The sequence below is a fragment of the Psychromonas sp. MB-3u-54 genome, assembly GCF_002836415.1.
Taxonomy (GTDB): Bacteria; Pseudomonadota; Gammaproteobacteria; order Enterobacterales; family Psychromonadaceae; genus Psychromonas.
In genome coordinates this window covers 24,472-46,867 of sequence record NZ_PJBP01000177.1, presented here as the reverse complement: position 1 = coordinate 46,867, position 22,396 = coordinate 24,472, and the positions used below count along the sequence as shown (strand labels likewise).

Annotated in this window: 15 protein-coding genes; 11 read left to right on the top strand and 4 right to left on the bottom strand. The window is 40.7% G+C overall.

Annotation, left to right across the window (positions count from 1 at the left end; translation table 11 throughout):
• Window positions 1-94: 94 nt before the first annotated feature.
• Window positions 95-3,337: a ribonuclease E gene (rne, locus tag CXF72_RS15705; protein WP_101040392.1), complete on the bottom strand. Its 3,243-nt coding sequence runs from the start codon at window positions 3,335-3,337 to the stop codon at window positions 95-97.
• Window positions 3,338-3,668: 331 nt separating this feature from the next.
• Here rne and rluC point away from each other — a divergent pair, with 331 nt between their 5' ends.
• Both rluC and CXF72_RS15695 read left to right on the top strand, forming a co-directional pair.
• Complete coding sequence (rluC, locus tag CXF72_RS15700; protein WP_101040390.1) at window positions 3,669-4,607, top strand: 23S rRNA pseudouridine(955/2504/2580) synthase RluC; 939 nt, start codon at window positions 3,669-3,671, stop codon at window positions 4,605-4,607.
• Between the two features lie 124 nt (window positions 4,608-4,731).
• Window positions 4,732-5,415 (top strand): HAD family hydrolase, encoded by a 684-nt coding sequence (locus CXF72_RS15695; protein WP_101040388.1) that lies wholly within the window; start codon window positions 4,732-4,734, stop codon window positions 5,413-5,415.
• Between the two features lie 54 nt (window positions 5,416-5,469).
• Here CXF72_RS15695 and CXF72_RS15690 read toward each other — a convergent pair whose 3' ends face one another.
• Window positions 5,470-6,234 carry a peptidoglycan binding protein CsiV gene (locus tag CXF72_RS15690; RefSeq protein WP_157823276.1) on the bottom strand — a complete coding sequence of 255 codons (765 nt, stop codon included), beginning with the start codon at window positions 6,232-6,234 and terminating at the stop codon, window positions 5,470-5,472.
• 4 nt (window positions 6,235-6,238) lie between these two features.
• Window positions 6,239-9,730 carry a transcription-repair coupling factor gene (gene mfd, locus CXF72_RS15685; protein ID WP_101040384.1) on the bottom strand — a complete coding sequence of 1,164 codons (3,492 nt, stop codon included), beginning with the start codon at window positions 9,728-9,730 and terminating at the stop codon, window positions 6,239-6,241.
• Between the two features lie 279 nt (window positions 9,731-10,009).
• Here mfd and CXF72_RS15680 point away from each other — a divergent pair, with 279 nt between their 5' ends.
• The 3 genes from CXF72_RS15680 to lolE are packed head-to-tail and all read left to right on the top strand — an operon-like array spanning window position 10,010 to window position 13,153.
• Entirely contained in the window at window positions 10,010-11,236 is a 1,227-nt protein-coding gene (locus tag CXF72_RS15680) for a lipoprotein-releasing ABC transporter permease subunit (RefSeq protein WP_101040382.1), read from the top strand.
• A complete protein-coding gene (gene lolD, locus CXF72_RS15675) occupies window positions 11,229-11,912 on the top strand; it encodes a lipoprotein-releasing ABC transporter ATP-binding protein LolD (protein WP_101040380.1) in 684 nt (227 codons plus the stop codon). The genes CXF72_RS15680 and lolD overlap by 8 nt, the downstream gene beginning before the upstream one ends.
• Window positions 11,912-13,153, top strand: a complete 1,242-nt coding sequence (gene lolE / locus CXF72_RS15670) for a lipoprotein-releasing ABC transporter permease subunit LolE (protein ID WP_101040378.1) — start codon at window positions 11,912-11,914, stop codon at window positions 13,151-13,153. Before lolD ends, lolE begins: the two co-directional genes overlap by 1 nt.
• Before the next feature lie 916 nt (window positions 13,154-14,069).
• On the opposite strand, the gene CXF72_RS15665 is transcribed toward lolE, so the two are convergent.
• Window positions 14,070-14,729 carry a Bax inhibitor-1/YccA family protein gene (locus CXF72_RS15665; RefSeq protein WP_101040376.1) on the bottom strand — a complete coding sequence of 220 codons (660 nt, stop codon included), beginning with the start codon at window positions 14,727-14,729 and terminating at the stop codon, window positions 14,070-14,072.
• 568 nt (window positions 14,730-15,297) lie between these two features.
• On the opposite strand from CXF72_RS15665, the gene CXF72_RS15660 reads away from it, so the two are divergent.
• The 6 genes from CXF72_RS15660 (at window position 15,298) to CXF72_RS15635 (ending at window position 22,395) form a co-directional block, all read left to right on the top strand.
• Window positions 15,298-15,618, top strand: a complete 321-nt coding sequence (locus CXF72_RS15660) for an SH3 domain-containing protein (RefSeq protein WP_101040374.1) — start codon at window positions 15,298-15,300, stop codon at window positions 15,616-15,618.
• A 122-nt stretch (window positions 15,619-15,740) separates the two neighbouring features.
• The gene (locus CXF72_RS15655) at window positions 15,741-16,325 is read left to right on the top strand and encodes an outer membrane beta-barrel domain-containing protein (protein ID WP_101040372.1); all 585 of its coding nucleotides are present in this window, start codon (window positions 15,741-15,743) and stop codon (window positions 16,323-16,325) included.
• Between the two features lie 27 nt (window positions 16,326-16,352).
• Entirely contained in the window at window positions 16,353-16,853 is a 501-nt protein-coding gene (locus CXF72_RS15650) for a hypothetical protein (RefSeq protein ID WP_101040371.1), read from the top strand.
• Between the two features lie 10 nt (window positions 16,854-16,863).
• On the top strand, window positions 16,864-18,816 hold the full coding sequence (locus tag CXF72_RS15645) for a tetratricopeptide repeat protein (RefSeq protein ID WP_101040369.1): 1,953 nt from the start codon (window positions 16,864-16,866) through the stop codon (window positions 18,814-18,816).
• Window positions 18,813-21,728, top strand: coding sequence for a tetratricopeptide repeat protein (locus CXF72_RS15640; RefSeq protein ID WP_101040367.1), 2,916 nt, complete (start codon window positions 18,813-18,815; stop codon window positions 21,726-21,728). The genes CXF72_RS15645 and CXF72_RS15640 overlap by 4 nt, the downstream gene beginning before the upstream one ends.
• Window positions 21,715-22,395 carry a tetratricopeptide repeat protein gene (locus CXF72_RS15635; protein ID WP_101040365.1) on the top strand — a complete coding sequence of 227 codons (681 nt, stop codon included), beginning with the start codon at window positions 21,715-21,717 and terminating at the stop codon, window positions 22,393-22,395. The genes CXF72_RS15640 and CXF72_RS15635 overlap by 14 nt, the downstream gene beginning before the upstream one ends.
• Window position 22,396 lies beyond the last annotated feature (1 nt).

Genomic DNA, 22,396 nt, shown 5'->3' with positions numbered 1-22,396 from the left:
AACCCTCTGAAAAAAAAATACAGTAAAAAAAAACGGATATTTCATTGAAATATCCGTTTAGATTGATAGTTAAAGCCTATTAACTAAATATTTATTATAATTTTGCCTTAACGGTTTCACTGCTCGCACTACTAGTCGCAAAAAGACTACCGGCGGGACGTCCTGACTTAGTGACTGCTAGTCGCTGCGTTGCGGCAACAATCTTTATTTCAGCATTTGTATCAAGCGGCCCACTGACTGTTTTAGTCATTGGGGATGTTGACGATTTTTTAAGGTTACTGACTGTTTCTTTAATTTTAGCAGTTTCTTTAACGGCTGCTGTTTCTTTAACGGCTGCTGTCTCTGTAACGGCTGCTGTTTCTTTAACGGCTGCTGTTTCTTTAACGGCTGCTGTTTCTTTAACGGCTGCTGTCTCTGTAACGGCTGCTGTCTCTGTAACGGCTGCTGTCTCTGTAACGGCTGCTGTCTCTGTAACAGCTGCTGTCTCTGTAACGGCTGCTGTCTCTGTAACGGCTGCTGTTTCTGTAACGGCTGCTGTCTCTGTAACTGCTGCTGTCTCTGTAACTGCTGCTGTCTCTGTAACGGCTGCTGTCTCTGTAACGGCTGCTGTCTCTGTAACGGCTGCTGTTTCTTTAACAGCTGCTGTTTCTTTAACAGCTGCTGTCTCTGTAACGACTGCTGTCTCTGTAACGGCTGCTGTTTCTTCAACGACTGCTGTTTCTTTAGCAGGAGCTGTTTCTTTAACTTCAGCTTTTTCAATAACCTTGGAAGTTTTATTACCAGCGGCCTCTAACGACATTTGCTGAGCTTCTTCAATTGCAGCATTAACGCTTTTTTGAATCTGTTCAACAGATTCTTGGGTTGTCAATGTATTATCAATAGTTTCAATTTCCGGTGCAATAGAAACTGGCTGCTCAGCTTTGTTTATCATTTCGGCCATAGCTTGATCTGCGACGGGCTCAAATTTAGCTTCACTATCAACAGTTTCAGATTCCGGGTAGCGACTGCTTATCGGATCCTGCTGATCTGTTGGTAGGGTAGATGCTTCCTGATTACTATCGGGCGTTACATTTTTTTTATTTCGTTGGGCATTATTGCGCAGATAACGTGAACGACGACTTGGAATTGCAACTGCTTTATGTTCTTCAGTTTCAATTTTATCTGCCGTCGGGGCAGTATTATCGTCCGCTGCTAATGCCGTGTCAGCTGTTTCTGCTTTTACAGCTTTGCTTTTCTGTGTTGCAGTTTTTTTAACTTTAGGCGTGTTAACAACAGGTTTAGTATCCTGCGCATCAACAGCTACGCTTTCTGTGCTGAGCGCTTCTGTTTCACGTGTATTTTGAATACGTACTTTTTTGCGCATATTTCTTCGTTTACGGCGAACGGCAACTGCATCTTCATTTGCAGGAGCCTGAACGGGTGTTTCTTGCTTTTTAGGGCGTTCAGGTTCTTTGTGGGGAGTCGCTTTAGCTTCAGCTGGTGCTTGCGTAGGACGACTTTTCTCTGCACGATTTTGATTACGGTTGCGATTACGATTGTTATTACGATTATTGCGGTTATTAGTGACAGGCTCTGCAACGGGTGCTACTTCTTTTTCCTCAACAGGCTGTGGTTTTTCGCTATCACTGAATAGAGAAGATATCGCCGCGATTATTCTTGAAAAGAGAGAAGGTTTTGCCGCTTCTACTGTTTTTGGCTCAGGAATTATCTCTTTCTTCTGTGGTTTTTCTTCTGTGGTTTTTTGTTTAGGGCTTGAAAACCCAGACAACACAGGATCAGCTTCATTTTTATGTTCATCTTTGATGACATTAGGAACATAAACAGTATGTTGTTTTTCAAGTGCATCGTAATTGATATCTTCTTTGCCGTCTTTGCGGGTACGTTTAATTTCAAAATGCGGTGTTAACAGGTTCGCATTGGGAATGATATAAACTTCGCAAGAATGACGTTTTTCTATTTTTTGAACATCTTTACGTTTTTCATTTAATAAGTATGCGGCAACAGCAACCGGGACAGTCGCTTGAATTTGTACCGTATTTTCTTTTAAGCCTTCTTCTTCTATTAATCGTAAAATGGCTAATGCAAGCGATTCGTTATCACGGATTGTGCCTTGACCATGGCAGCGAGGGCACACACGAGAAGCAGATTCGCCAAGAGAAGGGCGAAGACGTTGACGAGACATTTCCATCAGACCAAAACGAGAAATACGACCTAATTGGATACGCGCTCTATCCTGACGTACGGATTCACGCATCCGATTTTCAACTTCACGTTGATGACGAGGGGGGGTCATATCGATAAAGTCGATAACCACTAAACCGCCCAAGTCACGCAGGCGTAATTGGCGAGCTATCTCTTCTGCAGCTTCCAGATTTGTATTAAAAGCGGTTTCTTCTATGTCACTACCGCGCGTGGCACGTGCAGAGTTGATATCAATAGAGGTTAAGGCCTCAGTGGGATCAATGACAATCGAACCGCCTGAAGGTAAACGGACTTCACGTTGGAAAGCGGATTCAATTTGGCTTTCTACCTGATAATGAGTAAATAATGGCACTTCACCCTGGTATAATTTTAAGCGGCTAACATAGTCGGGACGAACCATCGCAATGTGGTTTTTAGCCAGTTCAAAGGTCTTTGCATGATCAATAACAATCTCACCTATATCTCGGCGCAGATAATCACGTATAGAGCGTACGATGACATTACTTTCTCTATGAATGAGAAAAGGGGCGGGTTGAGCACGAGCAGCTTCGTCAATGGCTTGCCAATGATTAACTAACACATTTAAATCCCATTCCAACTCTTCCGGTGTTTTACCGACACCGGCTGTGCGTACGATAAGTCCCATGCCATTGGGTAGTTTAAGGTGGCTAAGCGCTTCTTTCAGTTCAGTGCGTTCATCGCCTTCGATGCGACGTGAAATACCGCCTGCACGGGGATTATTTGGCATTAATACCAAGTAACTGCCGGCTAAACTGATAAAAGTAGTTAATGCTGCCCCTTTATTACCGCGTTCTTCTTTTTCAATTTGGATGATGACTTCCTGACCCTCTTTTATGACGTCTTTAATATTCGGACGTCCTTTAAAAGAATAACCTTCAGGGAAGTAAGTGCGGGCAATCTCTTTTAGAGGAAGGAAACCATGTCGTTCAGCGCCATATTCTACAAACGCAGCTTCTAAGCTGGGCTCTACACGAGTGATTTTACCTTTGTAAATATTTGCTTTTTTTTGTTCGTGACCAGGGCTTTCAATATCTAGGTCATATAACATTTGACCATCTACGAGTGCAACACGCAATTCTTCTGCTTGAGTCGCATTGATTAACATTCTTTTCATTTAATAAACTCTTATATTTTATAGTTATTTTTAATTTGTTGGTTATGTCTTTGTTCACTTGACCTCGAGTCTGGTTATGCAGTCTCGCGACTGGAAATATGTAGAGGTGCATTTGAAAGTGAGAGCAACGGTCTGATTCTTTATTAATTGATATTAATCAAAATACAAGAATAAGTTTAAGACTCAACATTATGTTTTTTTTAGTTGTTTAGACTGCTAGCTAATTTTTTTATTAACGAGTCATTAACCCATCGATTGTCTCATTAATAGTACTTTACCCGCAATATAAATTTTTAGATATTATCTGCTTAACACGTGATAAACTTAACTAATGGAACAAATAAATCACTCAGTACGCATACTTGAGATTACTCAAGAAAATGCACAGCAACGAATTGATAATTATCTTCGTTTACATTTAAAAGGCGTCCCTAAAAGTATGATCTACCGGATTGTACGTAAGGGAGAAGTACGTGTTAATAAAAAACGTATCAAGCCAGACTATAAACTGCAAGCGGGCGATTTGGTCCGTATTCCGCCCGTGCGCGTTGCCAAAGAAAATGCTTTACCTTCTCCTAAATTGAATAAAATAGCGCGTCTGGAATCACAGATTGTTTATGAGGATGATGGTTTGATCATTTTAAATAAACCCTCTGGTCTTGCTGTGCATGGTGGTAGCGGTCTTGATTTCGGCATAATTGAAGGATTACGTGCTTTACGCCCCGAATCGCGATTTTTGGAGTTAGTACATCGACTAGATAAAGCCACATCGGGTTGTTTACTGATCGCTAAAAAACGCAGTATGTTACGTGCGCTGCATGAACAGTTACGTAACAAAACAATGAATAAACAGTACCATGCTCTGGTTAAAGGAATCTGGGAAAAAAAATGGCGCAGTGTGACCGCACCGTTACTTAAAAAAGCACAGGATTCTATTGTAAAAGTGAGTGAATTGGGTAAAGCATCCGAAACGCGGTTTAAAATTTTACAGCGTTATCAGGGGGCAACATTAGTGGAAGCCTCTCCGGTGACGGGAAGAACGCATCAAATACGGGTCCACAGCGCCTCTAAAGGGCATAATATAGCCTGTGATGACCGTTATGGGGATGAACAGTTCAGCAAAGAGATGCAGGCATTGGGCTTAAACCGCTTATTTTTACATGCAGCGCATATCACTTTTTTCCATCCGGTATTAGAAAAACAGATGACGGTGAGTGCACCTCTTTGCACTGAACTGACATCATTGCTAGAAAAATTGCAAAGAAATTAAGCTCAAGCTTTAGTTTCGTTTATACCCAAGGCACTTGCTCATTCAGTACCTTGGGAACAAAAATTAAATGTTAATAGAACCCACTAATAATATTAATCGACTACCTAAATAGAACGGAGCTTTTATGCACTCGAATAAACTGCTGCTTGAAAATCCGGAAAATAATAAATATTCAGTGATTATTTTCGATTGGGATGGCACCCTGATGGACTCCATTGATAAAATCATCAATTGTGTTGTACAAGCCGCAAAGCTGAGCGAGTTACCGGCTCCGACTCCCCAAGCAATTCGTAATATTATAGGTCTCAGCTTAGATAAGGCGATGGACATACTTTATCCGATGTTATCTTTCGCTAAGCAACAACAACTGATCGATGCATATCGTCATCAATATACCTATTTGAATAAACAACAAACCCCCTTTTATCCGGGTATTAAAGCTTGGTTAGGGTTGTTAAAAGAGCAAGGTTATCTGCTCGCAGTTGCCACGGGGAAGGGGCGCCAAGGACTAGATAGGCAGCTTTTGCAATATGAGGTAACAGACTTATTTTCAATTACCTATTGCGCAGACGAAACGCTTTCTAAACCTGACCCTCTGATGCTAAATAATATATTAGAAGAATTGTCTATCAATGCAGAACAAGCACTGATGATAGGTGATTCTTCTTTTGATCTGGAAATGGCGAACAATGCCAATATGGATTGTATTGGAGTGACCTATGGCGTGCACTCCGACGCTATCTTATCTCAGTACAACCCCATTGCAATTTTAAGCGATTTACCCACCCAGCTCTGGAAATATATTTAAGAGTCATCGCTTTGGCGCTATTGCCAAAGCGATTGACAATGTTATTTATAAAAATTATTTCTCTTCAATTTTTCTTATTTGTACAATTATCCCCATCAATGGGTGATCTAAATAATGAATTTCCTCACTTCTTAAACGACGTCTTTGATCAAATAAAGCTTCTTTAATAACCATTTCCGGCTCATTTATAAAAGTATCGCTGTCTCTCTTTAGAGAGATGATTTCAACAATATTTTCACTCTCGAGACTATTGGAATCTTGCTCATCAGCGGGTTGTCGTTTGATTTGCTCCTGCACTGTTTTTTGACTGACAATAAATTGCGTGTCTATAAAAAGATAATGGTCCAAGTAGATTTTAAAATTCCCGTCAATTGCCCATTTATTTCCCGATTGAGTTCCTAATGCGAGATTTTCACCGCCAAAAAGGCGGATAGGTTTAGCGTCATTATTGCTTTTAACAGGCATTTGCCAAGCCATGTGTAAAACCGGCTTGAAGGCTGCATGTGCGGCTAATTTTTCACGTTGTGCGCTGAGTTGCAGGTGCGAACTGTCTAACAGGATGAAGTTGTTCGCATTGTGATCATACTGTTGCGCACTAATAATCACGGGATTAGGCTCATCCATCGCGTTTACCTTTAACATTGAGGTGCTGCTGCTCGTATCCACCGCGATCAAATCGTCAGATAATTTCTCTGCGATTTTTTCAAGACTGATATTACGTTGAAAAAGCAGAACTTCAACTTCAAACCAGCGCTCTTCGGCATTGGCTGAAAATGAGGAACACAACAACATAATGGGTAAGAAAAGTTTGTAATTCAAAGTATCATCCTTTAGATTTTTTTATTAAATGTGATTCAAAACTATGCAGTAATTGCATAATCCAGTTGATTCGTTGCCTGCTGTCCGACAGGTCGCAAATAAATTTAAGTTTAGTGGGACCCTCTAGTTTAAATGTATTTGCCTGCGTTTGCAGCAATGATACTAAGAACATTGGATCCACTGGTGTATTTTCTGTGAATAAAATATTACCACCATTCGCATGCGCTTCTAAACGTTTAATGCCTAATGGCGTACACTGTTGTTTTATTGTGGCCACCTGGATAAGGTTCTTAGTCGAAGCGGGTAGGAGACCGAAGCGATCTATTAATTCCACCTGAATTTCTCTTAGCGCGAGTTTGTTTTTACTGCTGGCAATACGCTTATACAGTGATAAACGCAGATTAACGTCGGGCATGTAATCCGTTGGAATCAATGCCGGGATACGCAATTCAACTTCCGCCTGGCTTGCCAGAAGATGCTCTAATGTAGGTTCCTGGCCATTTTTTAATGCCTCGATCGCTTGATTTAACATTTCCATATAAAGGTTGTAACCAATACTGGCAATCTGACCCGATTGTTCATCTCCCAATAATTCACCGGCGCCGCGAATTTCTAAATCGTGAGTGGCCAGTGTAAAGCCGGCGCCTAAGGTATCTAATGCCTCGATCGCCTGCAGTCTTTTTTGTGCATCTTTGGTCATCAGCTTGGGTTTTGGTGTTAAAAGATACGCATAGGCCTGGTGATGTGAACGGCCAACCCGGCCACGCAGTTGATGCAATTGTGCAAGACCAAGATGGTCGGCACGATTGATGATGATCGTATTAGCACTGGGGATATCAATACCCGTCTCAATAATAGTGCTGCAAACTAATACGTTTTGTCGCTGATGGTAAAAGTCAGCCATGATTTTTTCAAGCTGGTGTTCATTCATTTGCCCGTGAGCAACAGCGACTTTAGCCAGTGGTGTAAGTTGCTGTATCTCTTGGGCTGCTTTTTCGATTGTTGCAACGTTATTATGTAAAAAATAAACTTGTCCGCCACGCATAATTTCACGCGTTATTGCATCGCTTATAATTTGATCTTTCTTCTGCACTACGAAAGTTTTTACCGCTAAGCGTTTTGCCGGCGGCGTTGCGATAATCGAAAGATCTCTCATGCCATTCATAGACATATTTAATGTTCTTGGAATGGGGGTTGCTGTCAGGGTTAAAATATCAATTTGTGCACGCAAGGCTTTGATTTTTTCCTTTTGGCGTACGCCAAAGCGATGCTCTTCATCAATAATTAACAACCCTAAATCAGAAAATTGTACATTGCTGCTGAGCAGTTTGTGTGTACCGATCAGTATATCAATTTTTCCCTGGTTTACTTCTTCGAGAATAAGTTTTTGTTGTTTTGCTGTTTTAAAGCGTGAAAGGACCTCGATACGCACCGGCCAATTAGCAAATCTATCTTTAAAATTTTCATAATGCTGCTGTGCGAGCAACGTTGTTGGCACTAAAAGAGCGACTTGGCGTACATTATCCGTGGCGACAAAAGCCGCCCGCATGGCAACTTCCGTTTTACCAAAACCTACATCACCACAAACCAGCCTGTCCATCGGCTGTGAAGAGCACATGTCAGATATAACAGCTTTAATGGCAAGCGCCTGATCATGGGTTTCTTCGAAAGGAAAGTCGTTGCTGAACAGCGCATAATGCGTTTTATTAAGTTGGTACTGATGGCCGACCTTGGCTGCACGTTGTGCGTAAACTTCAAGCAGTTCTGCGGCGACATCGCGCACTTTTTCTGCAGCCTGTTTTTTGGCTTTTTGCCAGGTTTCAGTGCCTAATTTGTTGAATGGGGCATTCTCTACATCATGACCGCTATAGCGGCTGATCAGGTGCAGAGAGCTTACGGGGACGTAAAGTTTATCACCACGCAGATATTCCAGTTTAACAAACTCAGTTAAATGGCCGGCAGTTTCTATTGTTTCCAGTCCTAAATATTTACCCACACCATAATCAATATGAACAACTGGCTGGCCTATTTTAATCTCTGCCAAATTACGCACGATATGATCAGTGCTGTAGTTTTCATCATTATTTTCTTTACGCCGACGTCGTTGGGTGACTTTATGGCCTAATAATTCATTTTCGGTCACAAATGCAAATTGGGTATCCGTTAAGATGAAACTGTTTTCAACTTGGCTAATAGTGATGCCAAATTGTTTCTTACTGTTGACAAAAGAGGTCAGAGTAGAAAATTCGCCCAGCGGTAATTTTAAGGGGGCTAATAACTCTAATAAAGACTCTTTACGTCCCGCTGATTCAACGCTAAATAATACTTTACCGGTAAAATTGGTAATGAAATGTTGAAGCTTCTGCAACGGCGCATTTTTGTTATGTTCAATCTGAATATCTGGAATCTGTTCTATTAAGCAGTTCTGCCTGGCGATTTTTGAGTGTTCAAAAGGTTGCGGTCGAAAATCATAACGAGGCCACTGGTTTATAAGTTCAAAACACTGTTCATGGCGCAAATATAACTCTTCGGGCGGCAATAAAGGGCGGAATAAATCAACGGATTTTTCTTGATAACGGGCGGAGATGGTTTTCCAAAAATCGCTGCAGGCCTGATTAATATCACCCGCAATTGCAAGCCTTGCATCACTTGGGAAATAATCAAATAAGCTTGCGGTGTCAGTAAAAAAAAGGGGTAAATAATATTCTATGCCCGCAGGTAAATTATGCTGACTAATTTGCTCAAAGATAGAGTCTTTACCGATTGATAACGGTGAGGTGAATTTATGGGTAAATTGCACTTTAAAACGCTTAATAGCGTCTTTGTCCGTTGCAAACTCATGTGCGGGCAGTAAATTTATTTCCGAAATCGCTTTTAAAGAACGCTGGCTTTCACTGTCAAAGGGACGAATAGAGTCAACTTCATCATCAAAAAAGTCAATACGGTAGGGTGTGTCACTGCCCATGGGGTAAATATCTAACAAAGACCCGCGTGCGCAGAACTCGCCATGTTCCATGACCTGTTCAACTGCATAATAACCCGCTTCTTCAAGATCCGCTCGTAATGCTTGTAATTCAATCTTTTGCTTATTTTTTATTATTAAAGTGTGCTGTTTTAAATAGGAAGGGGGGGCGATACGCAGTAACAGCGTACTGATTGGGACTATTAAGATCGCATTTTTAAGATTGGGTAACTTGTATAATGTTTCGATACGGTTAGAGATAATATCCTGATGAGGTGAGAAATTATCGTAAGGCAGAGTTTCCCAATCAGGAAATGTAATGAGTTCAAGCTTATCTTCCACAAAAAATTCAAGTTCCTGCCTTAATTTTAAAGCAGAGGGGGTATCATTAACGATCAAAATCAGGGGTGATGCTTGTTGTTTAGCACACTCACTGATAGCCAATGCTTGACTGCTACCCAATAAATTTCCGAATATTAAACGATCTGATTTTTTCTTTAATGCGGGAACAGATAATAAAGCTAGGTCGGTCATTGAATGTTATCCATTATATTCATTAAAAAGGAGTTATTCTAACTATTTTTAACTGTTTACAGCAAATATGCAATGAACTTTGAACTTTACGCTGTGTATTTATCAACAAATTGGCTATCGCTTTGATTTAAATACTTTTGGGTATCTTGATCTTTGCGAATCCATTAGAATGTTTATTTATAATTTTTAATCAATGAGTTATTTGTCATTTCCTGATTTTTACAGCACTTAATTTCCATTGCTAATGGCAAAATAACAGTTTAAATAATAAAGGCATCTATGTTCTACCCCCTTAGTGTATTTATCGGCTTACGCTATACCAAATCAAAGCGTAATAATAAATTTATCTCATTTGTTTCTTTTTTTTCAACGGGTGGCATTACCTTAGGTGTGCTGGCACTGATCACGGTGTTATCTGTTATGAACGGTTTCGAAAATGAACTGAAAGTGAGAATATTAGGCGCAATTCCGCATGCTATTATCAGTAATGACGAACAAGTCATCGATGATTGGCAAAGCCGGCTTTCTGCGTTGCAGAATATGCCATTAGTCAACACCGTCGAGCCGGTGGTGCGCAGTGAAGCTATTATTCAGAGCAGTAGAAGCCTGCAGGGGGTGCAACTTGAAGGTATTGTACCTGATTTATACGCAAGCAATGTGATTAAAAATAATCTTACTCTGGGTCAAATAAGTGATTTAAAAGCGGGACAATACAAGGTTATTATTGGTCAAAGCTTAGCACAGCAACTGGGTGTTACTGTCGGGGATAAAATTCGAGTTATCTCTGCCAGGGGCAGTCGTTTTACCCCTTTGGGGCGTATTCCCAGTCAGCGAAATTTTACCGTAGCAGGATTGTTTGCCGTTGGATCAGATGTTGATAAACAACTTGTTTTATTACATGCGCAAGATGCGGCACGTTTAATTAGAATAGGCATTGATCAAGTGACTGGCTTAAGGCTTTATTTTAATGATGCTTTTGATGTTCAAGATTGGTTACAGCCAGTTTTGAAAGAGGGGCAAACGCTGCAGGATTGGCGGCAAACACATGGTGAATTATTTTCTGCTGTAAAAATGGAAAAAAATATGATTTGGTTATTGTTATGCCTGATTATTGCGGTCGCCGCATTTAATATACTTTCTGCATCTGTGATGGTGGTCAATGACAAAAATGCGGAAGTGGCCATTTTGAAGACTCTGGGTATTAAAGGCACAACCCTCAACCTTATTTTTATTATTCAAGGTGCATGGAGCGGCATTGTTGGTGCGCTTATTGGCACCGGATTAGGGCTGTTGGTTAGCGCTTACATTAATGAAACATTATCTTTTTTGGGGCTTAACCTGCTCTCTAGTGCGTCTGGTGGTACTCGCTTATTACCGGTTTTGTACGAACCAGTACAGATATTTACTATCATATTTGGTGCTATGTTATTAAGTTTAATGGCGACCTTGTACCCCGCTTATCAAGCCGGGAAAGTAAGCCCAATAGAGGCATTAAGATATGAATAAAGAACTTTTGGTGTGCCGTAATTTAAGTAAAGTGTATGTTGATGGCAAACTATCCACCGCGGTATTACATAATGTTGATTTATCCGTTAAGGCGGGTGAATTATTAGCCATTGTGGGCAGCTCCGGTTCAGGGAAAAGTACCTTATTGCATCTGTTAGGTGCCCTTGATATACCAACTCAAGGCGAAGTATTTTATCAGGGTAAGAATATTCATCAACTAAGCGCTAATGAGCAATCTCAATGGCGTAATCAATGTTTGGGATTTGTCTATCAATTTCACCATCTCCTTTCTGAATTTAATGCACTTGAAAATGTTGCTATGCCTTTATTAATTGCGGGTGAAAGTATTAAAGTTGCAACCCAAAAATCGCATGCTATTTTAAAGCGTGTCGGTTTGGAGCATCGGGTTTTACACCGCCCCTCTGAACTTTCTGGCGGGGAAAGACAGCGAGTTGCTATTGCTCGCGCTTTAATCAATGAACCTAAACTGGTTTTGGCCGATGAACCCACCGGAAATTTAGACGCAAAAAGTGCCGAGAGTATTTACCAATTGATTGTCAGTCTTAATGAAGAGTCGGGCACTGCTTTTGTGGTAGTGACACATGATCAACAGTTAGCCAATAAATTAACGCGTCAGGAACATATGAACAGTGGTGTGTTACAGGGAAAAGTATAATGTTTCGCCCTTTATTAATTTTTATCGGCTTACGCTATAGTAAAGCTAAACATAAAAATAAGTTTGTTTCGTTTATTTCTATGGCCTCTATATTAGGTATCGCACTGGGGGTAACAGCATTAATCGTCGGCCTATCGGCAATGAATGGTTTTGAAAAGGCATTACGTGAGCAGATGTTAGCTGTTATTCCTCATGCAGAATTAGAAACAGTCAATGGCAGTTTTAAAAACCTGGGCAGTTCATTAACACAGGTCAGGGAGCATCCAGGTGTTATTGCTGCGAGTCCGTATATAATGTTGAATGGTTTATTACAAAAAGATGACCAAATAAAAGCGTTACAAATTAGAGCAATAACCCCGAAAAGTGAAAGGAATGTGACAGCTGTTGAGCCTTATATAAAAGGCGGAGGCTGGGAGTTATTAAAAACGGGGCAGCGTTCAATCGTATTAGGTAAAAGTGTCGCACTAAAGCTTGCTGTGAAGATAGGTGACTCGTTAACATTAATCTTGCCGCAAGACGGCGGACAACAATTAAAATCTCCTCGTAAAATCAAACTCACATTAGTGGGGTTATTTGAAATGGGAGGGCAGTTGGATAATGCCCTTGGTTTTATGCATATCGACGATGCCAAACAAATATTGGGACTGGGCAGTGCCAATGGGATTGCTTTCAAAGTAGCGGATATATTGAATGCACAAACATTAGCACGGGATGTGGGTTATAGTCTTAATGATTATCTGTATATAAAAAGCTGGATCACCAGCCAGGGTTATTTATATCAAGATATTCAGATGGTTAAATCTTTAATGTATGTCATTTTATTGCTGGTTATCGCGGTTGCCTGCTTTAATATTGTATCTACTCTGGTGATGGCCGTTAATGAAAAAAGAGGCGATATTGCTATTTTAAAAACCATGGGGGCCTCAAAATGGATGTTACGCGGTATATTCATCGTGCAGGGTGCATTTAATGGCCTGGTAGGTTGTCTTTTAGGTGCTGCTATCGGTATTTTTATTGCCTTAAATTTGACTGATATTGTTAAATTTATAGAAACGGTCATAGGCCATAAATTTTTATCGGGTGATATCTATTTTATAGATTTTCTACCTTCACATTTAATTTATGAGCAAGTTGTCGTTGTGACTGTTGCCGCTTTTTTTATGAGTGTTTTATCTACCCTGTACCCCGCTTGGCGGGCAAGTAATATTCAGCCCGCATTGGAATTAGGATTTGCTCATTAGCTGAGTGTGAAGCTTAAAAGCTAGAGCGATCAAGTCATATATGATCAGAAATTGCTGCATGGGAACTGGGATTTGTCCATTAGCTGAGTGTTAAGCTTAAAAGCTAAAGCGATCAAGTAATATATGATCAGCATCGCTGCATTGGAACTGGGATTTGTCCATTAGCTGAGTGTGAAGCTTAAAAGCTAAAGCGATCAAGTCATATATGATCAGCATTGCTGCATTGGAACTGGGATTTGTCCATTAGCTGAGTGTGAAGCTTAAAAGCTAGAACGATCAAGTAATATATGATCAGCATTGCTGCATGGGAACTGGGATTTGTCCATTAGCTGAGTGTGAAGCTTAAAAGCTAGAACGATCAAGTAATATATGATCAGAAATTGCTGCATGGGAACTGGGATTTATCCATTAGATGAGTGTTAAGCTTAAAAACTGGATTTATTCATTAATACGATGACAAATTAAGAGCGGCACGCTTATCTACTAAATGGGTGACAGCTTGGGCTATTTTTTACGTTAGGAACTGTGCTATTTAGTCTGTTTGTGGGTATGTTATTTTCGATCACCAAGTGATAAAATCAGCACTAGACAGGAAACCGTAATAAGAACAACTTGAATATCTCTTTCTTTTGCTCACCTTATCATCTCCTTCAGGTTGCCTGACATTAACTATAAATCGCGTCTAATCTTGACAATCCTCGAAGAATTAATTCTCTATTGACACCAGCATTAATAACGCAGATATTAATTCATTCGCTTAACTTGGCAGGCTCTCTGTCGGAAATAAGAAAGCTAAAAATACAGAGTGTCACTATATTATCCTGAAATTCAGATATAAAAAAACGCACTTAGAGTGTAATGTCGAACAGTTAAGGCATTACACTCTAAGTGCGTTTTTCTTTTAAATCAGAAATAATTAGTCATCTAAAATATTTAATAAAACCAGTAGATGAATAAACATATTAAATAGGTTTAAGAATAACGATACGGTTGCATTGATGTAATTAGTCTCTCCACCGTTGATGATACGACTTGTATCAAAAAGGATCATGCCGGACATAATTAATACAACAACACTGCTAATAACAACTTGCATCAGGGGTATTTGTAAAAAGATATTTGCAACCATTGCGATAATAACAGCAATCATACCCGCCATTAAAAAGCCGCCCATAAATGAGAAATCTTTGCGCGTTGTTAATACATAAGCTGATAGGGCAAAGAAAATAATAGCAGTTGAACCTAGTGCCTGCATGATAAGTGCTGCGCCATTTTCCATTGCTAAATAATGGTTTAGCATGTTACCCAATGATGCGCCCATTACGCCGGTAAAGATGAAGACCCAAAAGATCCCTTTACTGGAATTTGCATTTTTAGATACGACAAATAATGTGCCAAAACCCACAAGCATAAGCACTAAAGATGCGGTTGGTCCAATTTGCATCATCGTTGCTAAGGTTGCCGTTAAAGCAGAAAACGCCAGCGTCATAGCCAACAACATATAGGTATTTCTAAGTACTTTATTAATTTCAATACCATGGCTCTTTGAGCGGGTATTAGTGATCGGTGAATTCATTTGTCTCTCCAAGTTCTTCAAAAAAATCATATTTGATAATAGCACGGCATTGATTAAATGCGCTATTTTTTCTAATGCAGACAAAAAAACAGCCGCTTTATGTTACAGAGTATATAACTATTTGCGCAATACTGAACGTTAAAATGGAAACTAACTTTATGAGCCTGACCGAGAAGACATTAATGACGCCTGTTAGGTTTTTCTGCACAACTGAAATGTGCAAATAACAAACAACTTTTTTCTTAAGGACAGACCGATTTCTAACATTTTGAAGAAGGTGTAAAAAAAATGGTGCAAATGCCCGCTACATATAGTTGCAGCTGTATTATGTGAAAAAAAAATCATTTAAATATATCGCTGTCGAACAACAACTACTTCGGACCGTTTTGTGATGCTATTTTCCTGATTTTCTTTATATAACCTCTTGAATAAATATAAAAATATGTTATTTTGCCCTCCCATAAACCGCGCATAAAAGGTTTAAACTATCGATCAGATACAGGATAGCATTATCTAATGTTAAATTTGGTCGAGAAGTAACCACAAAATAATAAAATGGCGTACAATTATGAACTTACCTTCTTTTATCTCCTCAGTCTTGTTGTTGACCGTCATTTCTTTTGTTGCGCATGCACAACAAAAGAATCCAAGGGTATTAACAGTTAAAGCTGATTACGTAGAGTTGCACCATTATACTGATGCGGCACAAAAATTTTATGCTGTTGAAAAAGGCGATAAACTGCAGGTGCTTGCTCGTCGAGTTGGTTTTCTGCAGGTGCAAACTCCCTCGGGTATAAAGGGTTGGATAGCCGAACAAGACATTTCCGCATTGACCACCCTTGCAGGTCAAGAGGTAAACCTCGACAATTCTTCAGTACTGGATTTTTAAAATCAAAGGCGAATACCGGCCATAAGCTATTCGACTAGTACTAATACCAACAATAACCATACCAATAGAACATTGGGCTTAATGCGCCCAAGCCACAGCTTGTGGCTTTTAAGGAGATTTATATGTTTACTCGTTCGGGGCTTTTAGCCTGTTCACTTTTTTTCGCTTCAACAACTGTCTTTGCTGCAGATAATACGGCCAGTGTTATAGAGCCTGTTATTCAGCGAGATGCGGTAGAATTAGACATAAGATCACGAGATTTTGAGGTCGGCATTGTGGGCGGTTTAATTGATGCTGATGGTTGGAACGGTGTGGCAGCGGGTGTCAGGCTAGCCTATCACTTCCATAATAACTGGTTTACTGAGGCGTCACTAGTGCTTACTAAAGGCATAGACAATAATGATTCAGAACCAGTCGAAGATATGACTGTTACTAATCTGGTGGTGGGCTATAGCCTATATCAAAATACTTACCTAAGCTCAGATTTTCGCGCTCAATCATCAATTTATGTTCTTGGTGGAGCGGGCCTTATTAGCTTTGAAGGGAGTAATTTGAACTCTTTTGTCGCCGGAGCAGGTTACCGCATGATGTTATCTGATAACGTTTCTGTACGTGCAGAAGTTCGCAGCAACGTTCATAGTAGCTTAGGGGGGGATGGTTGGTCTTTAGATCCACAAGCAACTCTGGGTCTGGGCTACTACTTTTAATCTGGCAATCTTAGGTAAGGAAATATAATGAAGTTTATACTCTCTTTGGCCATGGTGGCAGGGGTGCTGTTTACGGGTGCTGCTAGCGCCGAAAACAGTAAAACATTAGAGCAGCTTAAAAAAGATACCGTTATGATCAGTGCCGAGATGGCGCAACTGGAAGACGAGCTATTTCATCCTAAAAATCAGCAACTCGCGTTACATTTTGCGATTAATACTAAGCTATCATTTCGTATAAGCGAACTGAAGGTGTTGCTTGATGATAATGAATTAATTCATAAACATTATACTGCTCGCCAAACTGCGGCTTTAGATCGCGGCGGTGTCGATAAGTTTTATGTTGGATCATTGTCAACGGGGGAGCATAAATTGGTGGCCTTTATTACCGGTACGGATAATTTTGGTTTGCCCGTTAAGCGAGCACTAACTCATCAATTTACTAAAGATAGTCAGGCTTACTCGGTTTTATTAAGTGCAGAACAGCCTAAAAATGCAAGCTATGCCGTACTTGACTTAGCGAAGCTGTAGTGGAGTGTCTATGCAAATAACTATTCGCTCTTTGTTAAGCTCCGCGCAGACGGCTAAGTTAGCTGCTGCAGCGCTACTGATTAGCACTTACTTGCCCGCAGGTTATGCCAATAACATGACAGCGAAGCCTGAACAAAACATGCTACAGCGGGAAGCTCTTTTTTATTATCACCAGGGTGATTACCAGCATGCTTTAACCACCCTTGAGCATGCCAAATTAAAGGGTGAAAAGTTAAATGTAAAAACCAGCCTGCTACATGCAGGCTTAGTCGTGCACTTTGATTTTAATTCTGATGATAATACCGGTAAACTCTTTGAGCGTTATTTTAAACAACAGTCTGCTGCTAAACACTTGCCGGCCGCTGAACATGATTATGTCTTCTTTGTATTAATGCAAGGCTTTTACCAGCAGGGCAACCTTGAGAAAGCCCAGCAAGCCCACGATATGATAGGTGATCACTTACTCCCTAAATATTCTGACCAGTTTTATTATTTATCTGGTGAACTTGCTATTGCATTAGATAATGATAAACAGTTAACGATGGCAAAGCAGCATATATCACCGGGCTCAGTGAAACATCGTTACCTCGCATTTAATCATGCAATGAAAGCATTAGAGCAACAAGATACGGAGACAGCACTCGCATTGCTGTCGGTGTCTGCAGTGACTGAGCAAAAGGATCTGGAAGGCTTGGCTTATCGTGGGAATATGCATATTAATGCCTTGTCATTTACCGATTCACTTAATGCGATTATTGATAGAGCCTATTTAGCAAAAGCTTATATTTATAGCGATTTAAAAGACTATGACGAGGCGATGGCAAGCTTTAGGCAGGTAACTCTTAATAGTCTTGATACCGAGTCCGCTATGCTCGGTATGGGCAAGGTTGCTTATTATCAAAACGACTTAAACAGTGCATTAGCCGTTTGGCAGCAACTGGCTCAGCGTGACAGTGCTTCAGGTTATGTTAATCAGGGTTATGTGCTGAGTGCTTATGCATTAGAACGCTTAGGTAAACCGCAACAGGCTTACGCAGCTTATCAAAATGCCCTACAACACTTTACTGACGCCCAACGTTTATTAACGGCTGAACTGGCCAGAGTGGATCAACCTGACTATCTATCGTCTCTGCTTGAAAACAGCAGTAAAAACTTTTTAGATGTTGGAAAAGTGACCTTGAATTTGCCCGAAAGTATTGATGATTACGCCCAAATCGCCTCTCCTGAATTTCAGCGTCGCCTTACTGCACTTAAGCAAACGGAAGGTTTGCATTTACAACTAGCGGCATGGCAGCGTCAGTTATTAGCCTTGGCTCAGCGTTATTATACCGAGCCGAGTATCACTTTAGAAACGTTGCCGACTAGTGAAACTAAGTTGGCAGAAAAGTTGCTGGGCAGAGAAAAAAATAAACTGCAGGACATTGATAATTCGCTTAATCGCTTGACCCGGCAGTTAATGGGGAGTTACTTCAGCCAAGATAGTTTAGGGGGGGAGCAGAAAGCCTTACTGTCAGCCTATAAGCGCTATCAAACATTGGAAGCTGCGCTTAAAACGATAGATGTAAATCATAAAGATTATTCCCTTTTACGAGCACGCCTCAATCGTGTTGCCGGTGGTTTAATATGGCATATTGGCGATTATTATTTAACATCAGAAATGCTTGCCACTAAGAATGCCTTACTTGCACAGCAACAATATGTGCTTGAACTGGAAAATCGTGATGCGCAATTATTGACTAAACAACTCGCCAAAATAGATCAACAGTTAGAGCAGGCAGAAAAGCATTCTCAAACAGTTATTACGCGTATAACAGAGCGGTTTGAAGGCTTGTTAGCGAGTCAACTTGATGATGTTGAAGATTATATCACTCATTCTGAATTGGCTATGGTCAGACTTCGTGATAGCCGTAACACAGATAAATCTGCTGTCGTCGCTAAGCTTAATGAGAAAGTATTACCATGAATAAAAAGCGCATTTTAGCACTGGCTGTTAGCGCAGCCATTTTAGGGGGCTGTGCTACCGCCCTCGAGCCGCAGGTAGGTGCCCGTGGTAGAACATTGGCCACGCTAGACTTATCCCCCTCATTGCAGATCAAACCTGTCATGACCAAGCTGCCACTCGTTAAGTTAAGTGCGGCTTATCAAGCTGTTCTTGAACGTATTGATAACCCGGAATTAGCCTTGAAGATTAAACACTGGATTATCAATACGGAGGTTATGCAGCTTGAACAGGTGGAAATTGATTCTCCCGAGAAGGCGAACGCTTATTACCAGCGTGCAGTTGTTTCTATTAATCAATTTTTAGCTGAAGTTCCTGATAGCCAACAAGCTGACAAGTTGATGTATCAATTAGCTAAAGCCTATGATTTACAAGGTATGCAAGAAGAAAGTCTGGTTGTTATTCAATCTATTATTAATGATCACCCGAACACTCCGTATTTAGTGGAGCTCTACTTTAGGCAAGCTGAAATATTATATAGCCAGGGTAATTATGACTTGGCACTTAACAGTTATCAGCAGGTTGTTGATAAGCCGGAAAACAACCCCTATTACAGTATTGCGCTGTATATGGAAGGTTGGAGCAACTTTAAATTAGAGCGTCACTCGGAAGCGTTGGTTAATTATACTGATATTTTGGATGGATTAATCTCTGCCGAGCGTGCTTCACGCATTCATAATGTAGATGATATTGCCAATACGCTAAGCAAGAAAGACCAGCTGTTATTACGGGACACATTTGCGATAATGACATTGATTTTTAGTCAAGCTGATGGTGCAAATAATATTCAAAGACACTATTCGATAGTGGGCCCACGACAATATGAACAACTAAACTATGAGTTGTTAGCCGATGACCTGGTAAAGAAGCAGCGTTATACCGAAGCGGCTGATGTATTAGAGGCCTTTATTCAGCGTTATCCGAATAGTGAAACCTCGGTTTTATTTGCACTAAAAAAAATCAACCTATTAACGCAAGGGCGCTTTCCCGGTTTAGTGCTTGAACAACAAAAAATATTTATTGCTGACTATCAGCTGACTAATGATTATTGGCTTGGTAAAAACAGCAATACACGGAAACAAGCCGCGCAGACATTACAGCAACTGTTAAAAGTTAAGACTCAAAATCAGCATGCTGCAGCTCAGAGGCTAGAGCTTAAGGCGCAGCAAGGTAATAATGATTTAGCGACAAAAGTAACTGAGTATTATCAAGCTGCTGCAGGAGATTATCAGCAATATTTAGCCAACTTCCCCGATGATCAAGCACAGGCATCGATTCGTTATTATTATGCTGAAACCTTGCTTAAGTCAGGCAATATTGATGCCGCTATTGATCAATATCAGCAGGTAGCAAGCAGTGATATGAAGATTGCGCCGGTGGCCACAAACGGGGCTGACATTGAGCCCTTTAAAGCCAATGATCACCAGGCTAATGCTGCCTATACTGTTATTTTAGCTTACGATACTTTGCTGACCAATCACGCTGATACTGAACAAGCTGCCGAATATAAAGCCGCGCAACTCGCTGCTATTAATTTCTTTTTAGATACTTTTAAGAGCGATCCGCGCAGTATTAGTTTGCAGGTGAAATTGCTTCAAGACGGGTTTAAAGATAAACAATATAGACAAGCTTTGCTTTTTGCTCAGCAAGCATTGCTTGACAGAGACAGATTATCAGAGGCACAGCTTCACTCTGCACAGCTGGTGATTGCCCACAGCCAGTTTGAGTTGACAAACTTTGCTGATGCAGAGTCCAGTTATGCTGCAATCCTCAGTACATTAGCGACAAATGATAAAAGTTATAAGGCGTTATCAGAGCAGTTAGGTCTGACTATTTACCGACAAGCTGAAGCTGCAATCGCCAGTGAACCCGCCGATATGGGGGCGGTGATTACGCATTTAAAACGTTTAATTAAGCTTGTACCCAATAGTCAAGTGCGTATTAATGCTCAATATGATTTAGCGACTCACCTGCTTAATCAGCAGCAGTATAACCAAGCGATTGATCAACTGCTTGACTTTAATAAGCGTTTTAATGGTCACCGATTAAGCGCAGATATACCCACTAAATTAGCCTTTGCTTATCAGGAAACTGAGCAATGGTCTCAAGCGGCTAAATACTTAAAGCTGGGCTGGGAGAATAATAAAGCAGACGAAGGTGCTCACGAATTATTATGGTTGGCTGCACAATCCTACGAAAATGGGGGGGATGCTGACCAGGCAATGAGCACTTATCGAATTTATGCCCATACCTATCCTAAGCCTTTAGCTAATTTGGTTGAAGCACAGTTTATATTGAGTGAGTACTATTTAAAAACGCAGCAGCCTTTAAAACGTAAATTTTGGTTGACCAAGCTGATTGCTAGTGACACTAATGCAGGAGATGCTCGCAGTGCCCGTTCCCGTTATTTAGCGGCAATGTCTGCCAACGAGTTAAGTAAAATCCCCGTCGCTAAATTTAAGCATACCAAGTTGAAATTGCCACTGGCAAAAAGCTTGACTAAAAAGCAAGGCCTGCTTAATGAGAGTGTTGTTGCGCTTAACCGCGTCCTCGATTATAAAGTTGCTGATTTTTCTACCGCAGCAACCTATGAGCTGGCAGGGCTCTATCAACAATTGGCCAAAGATCTGATGGATTCTGAGCGACCAACGGGCTTGGGAGAGTTAGGTCTGGAGCGCTATGATATTTTACTTGAAGGACAAGCTTTTCCCTTTGAAGACCAGGCTATTGCCATCTATATAAGCAACAGCAATAGTGTCTATTCAGGGATTTATGATGAATGGGTTAAAAAGAGCTTTAATGAGCTAAGTAAATTGCAATCTGGTCGTTATTACAAACCAGAAATCATTGTTGAGGATGTTAATGAGATTTATTAATAGACAAAAGCTGACGGGTTTAGCGTTGCTCACGTTAACCGGTTGCAGCTTGGCACCGCAAGTATCGGACGTACTGCCTCAGGAGAGTACTGCCGTTAAGATTGAACTGAGTGCTGATGAGTTACGTAAACAAGCACTTTTAACCTCACCTAATGCTTATCTGTCAACGGCTGTGGTAGCACCTGATTCATTGACTGAGTCATTTACACAGTCCTTAGCGTTAAAAAATAGTCATCAGCTAGATGCCGCAAAGCAGCTTTTGCTCAGTTTACTAAATCAACATCCTGAGTTTTCCGGGATTGAGCTGCAGCTTGGGGATCTTGCTATCAAGCAGCAGGATCAATCCACGGCAATGCAGCATTATCAAGCGGCGGTGAGTGCCAATCCGCACAATTATTATGCGCATAATCGTTTAGGTGCCCTGCAGCGTAAGATGGGAAAATTTACTGAAGCCGAAAAAAGTTATCAAGCGGCTATTTCAGCATGGCCGGGGTTTTCTGATGCGTATTTAAATCTTGCAATTTTGCAGGATTTATATTTAAACCAAAAAACGTCTGCAGTTGAAAACTATCAAATATATCAATTGATCAATCCAGAGGGTAACCGCAGAGTGAAAGGCTGGATCCGTGATGTTAAGCGTCAAATAACGCAAGCAAACAAGGGGTAAA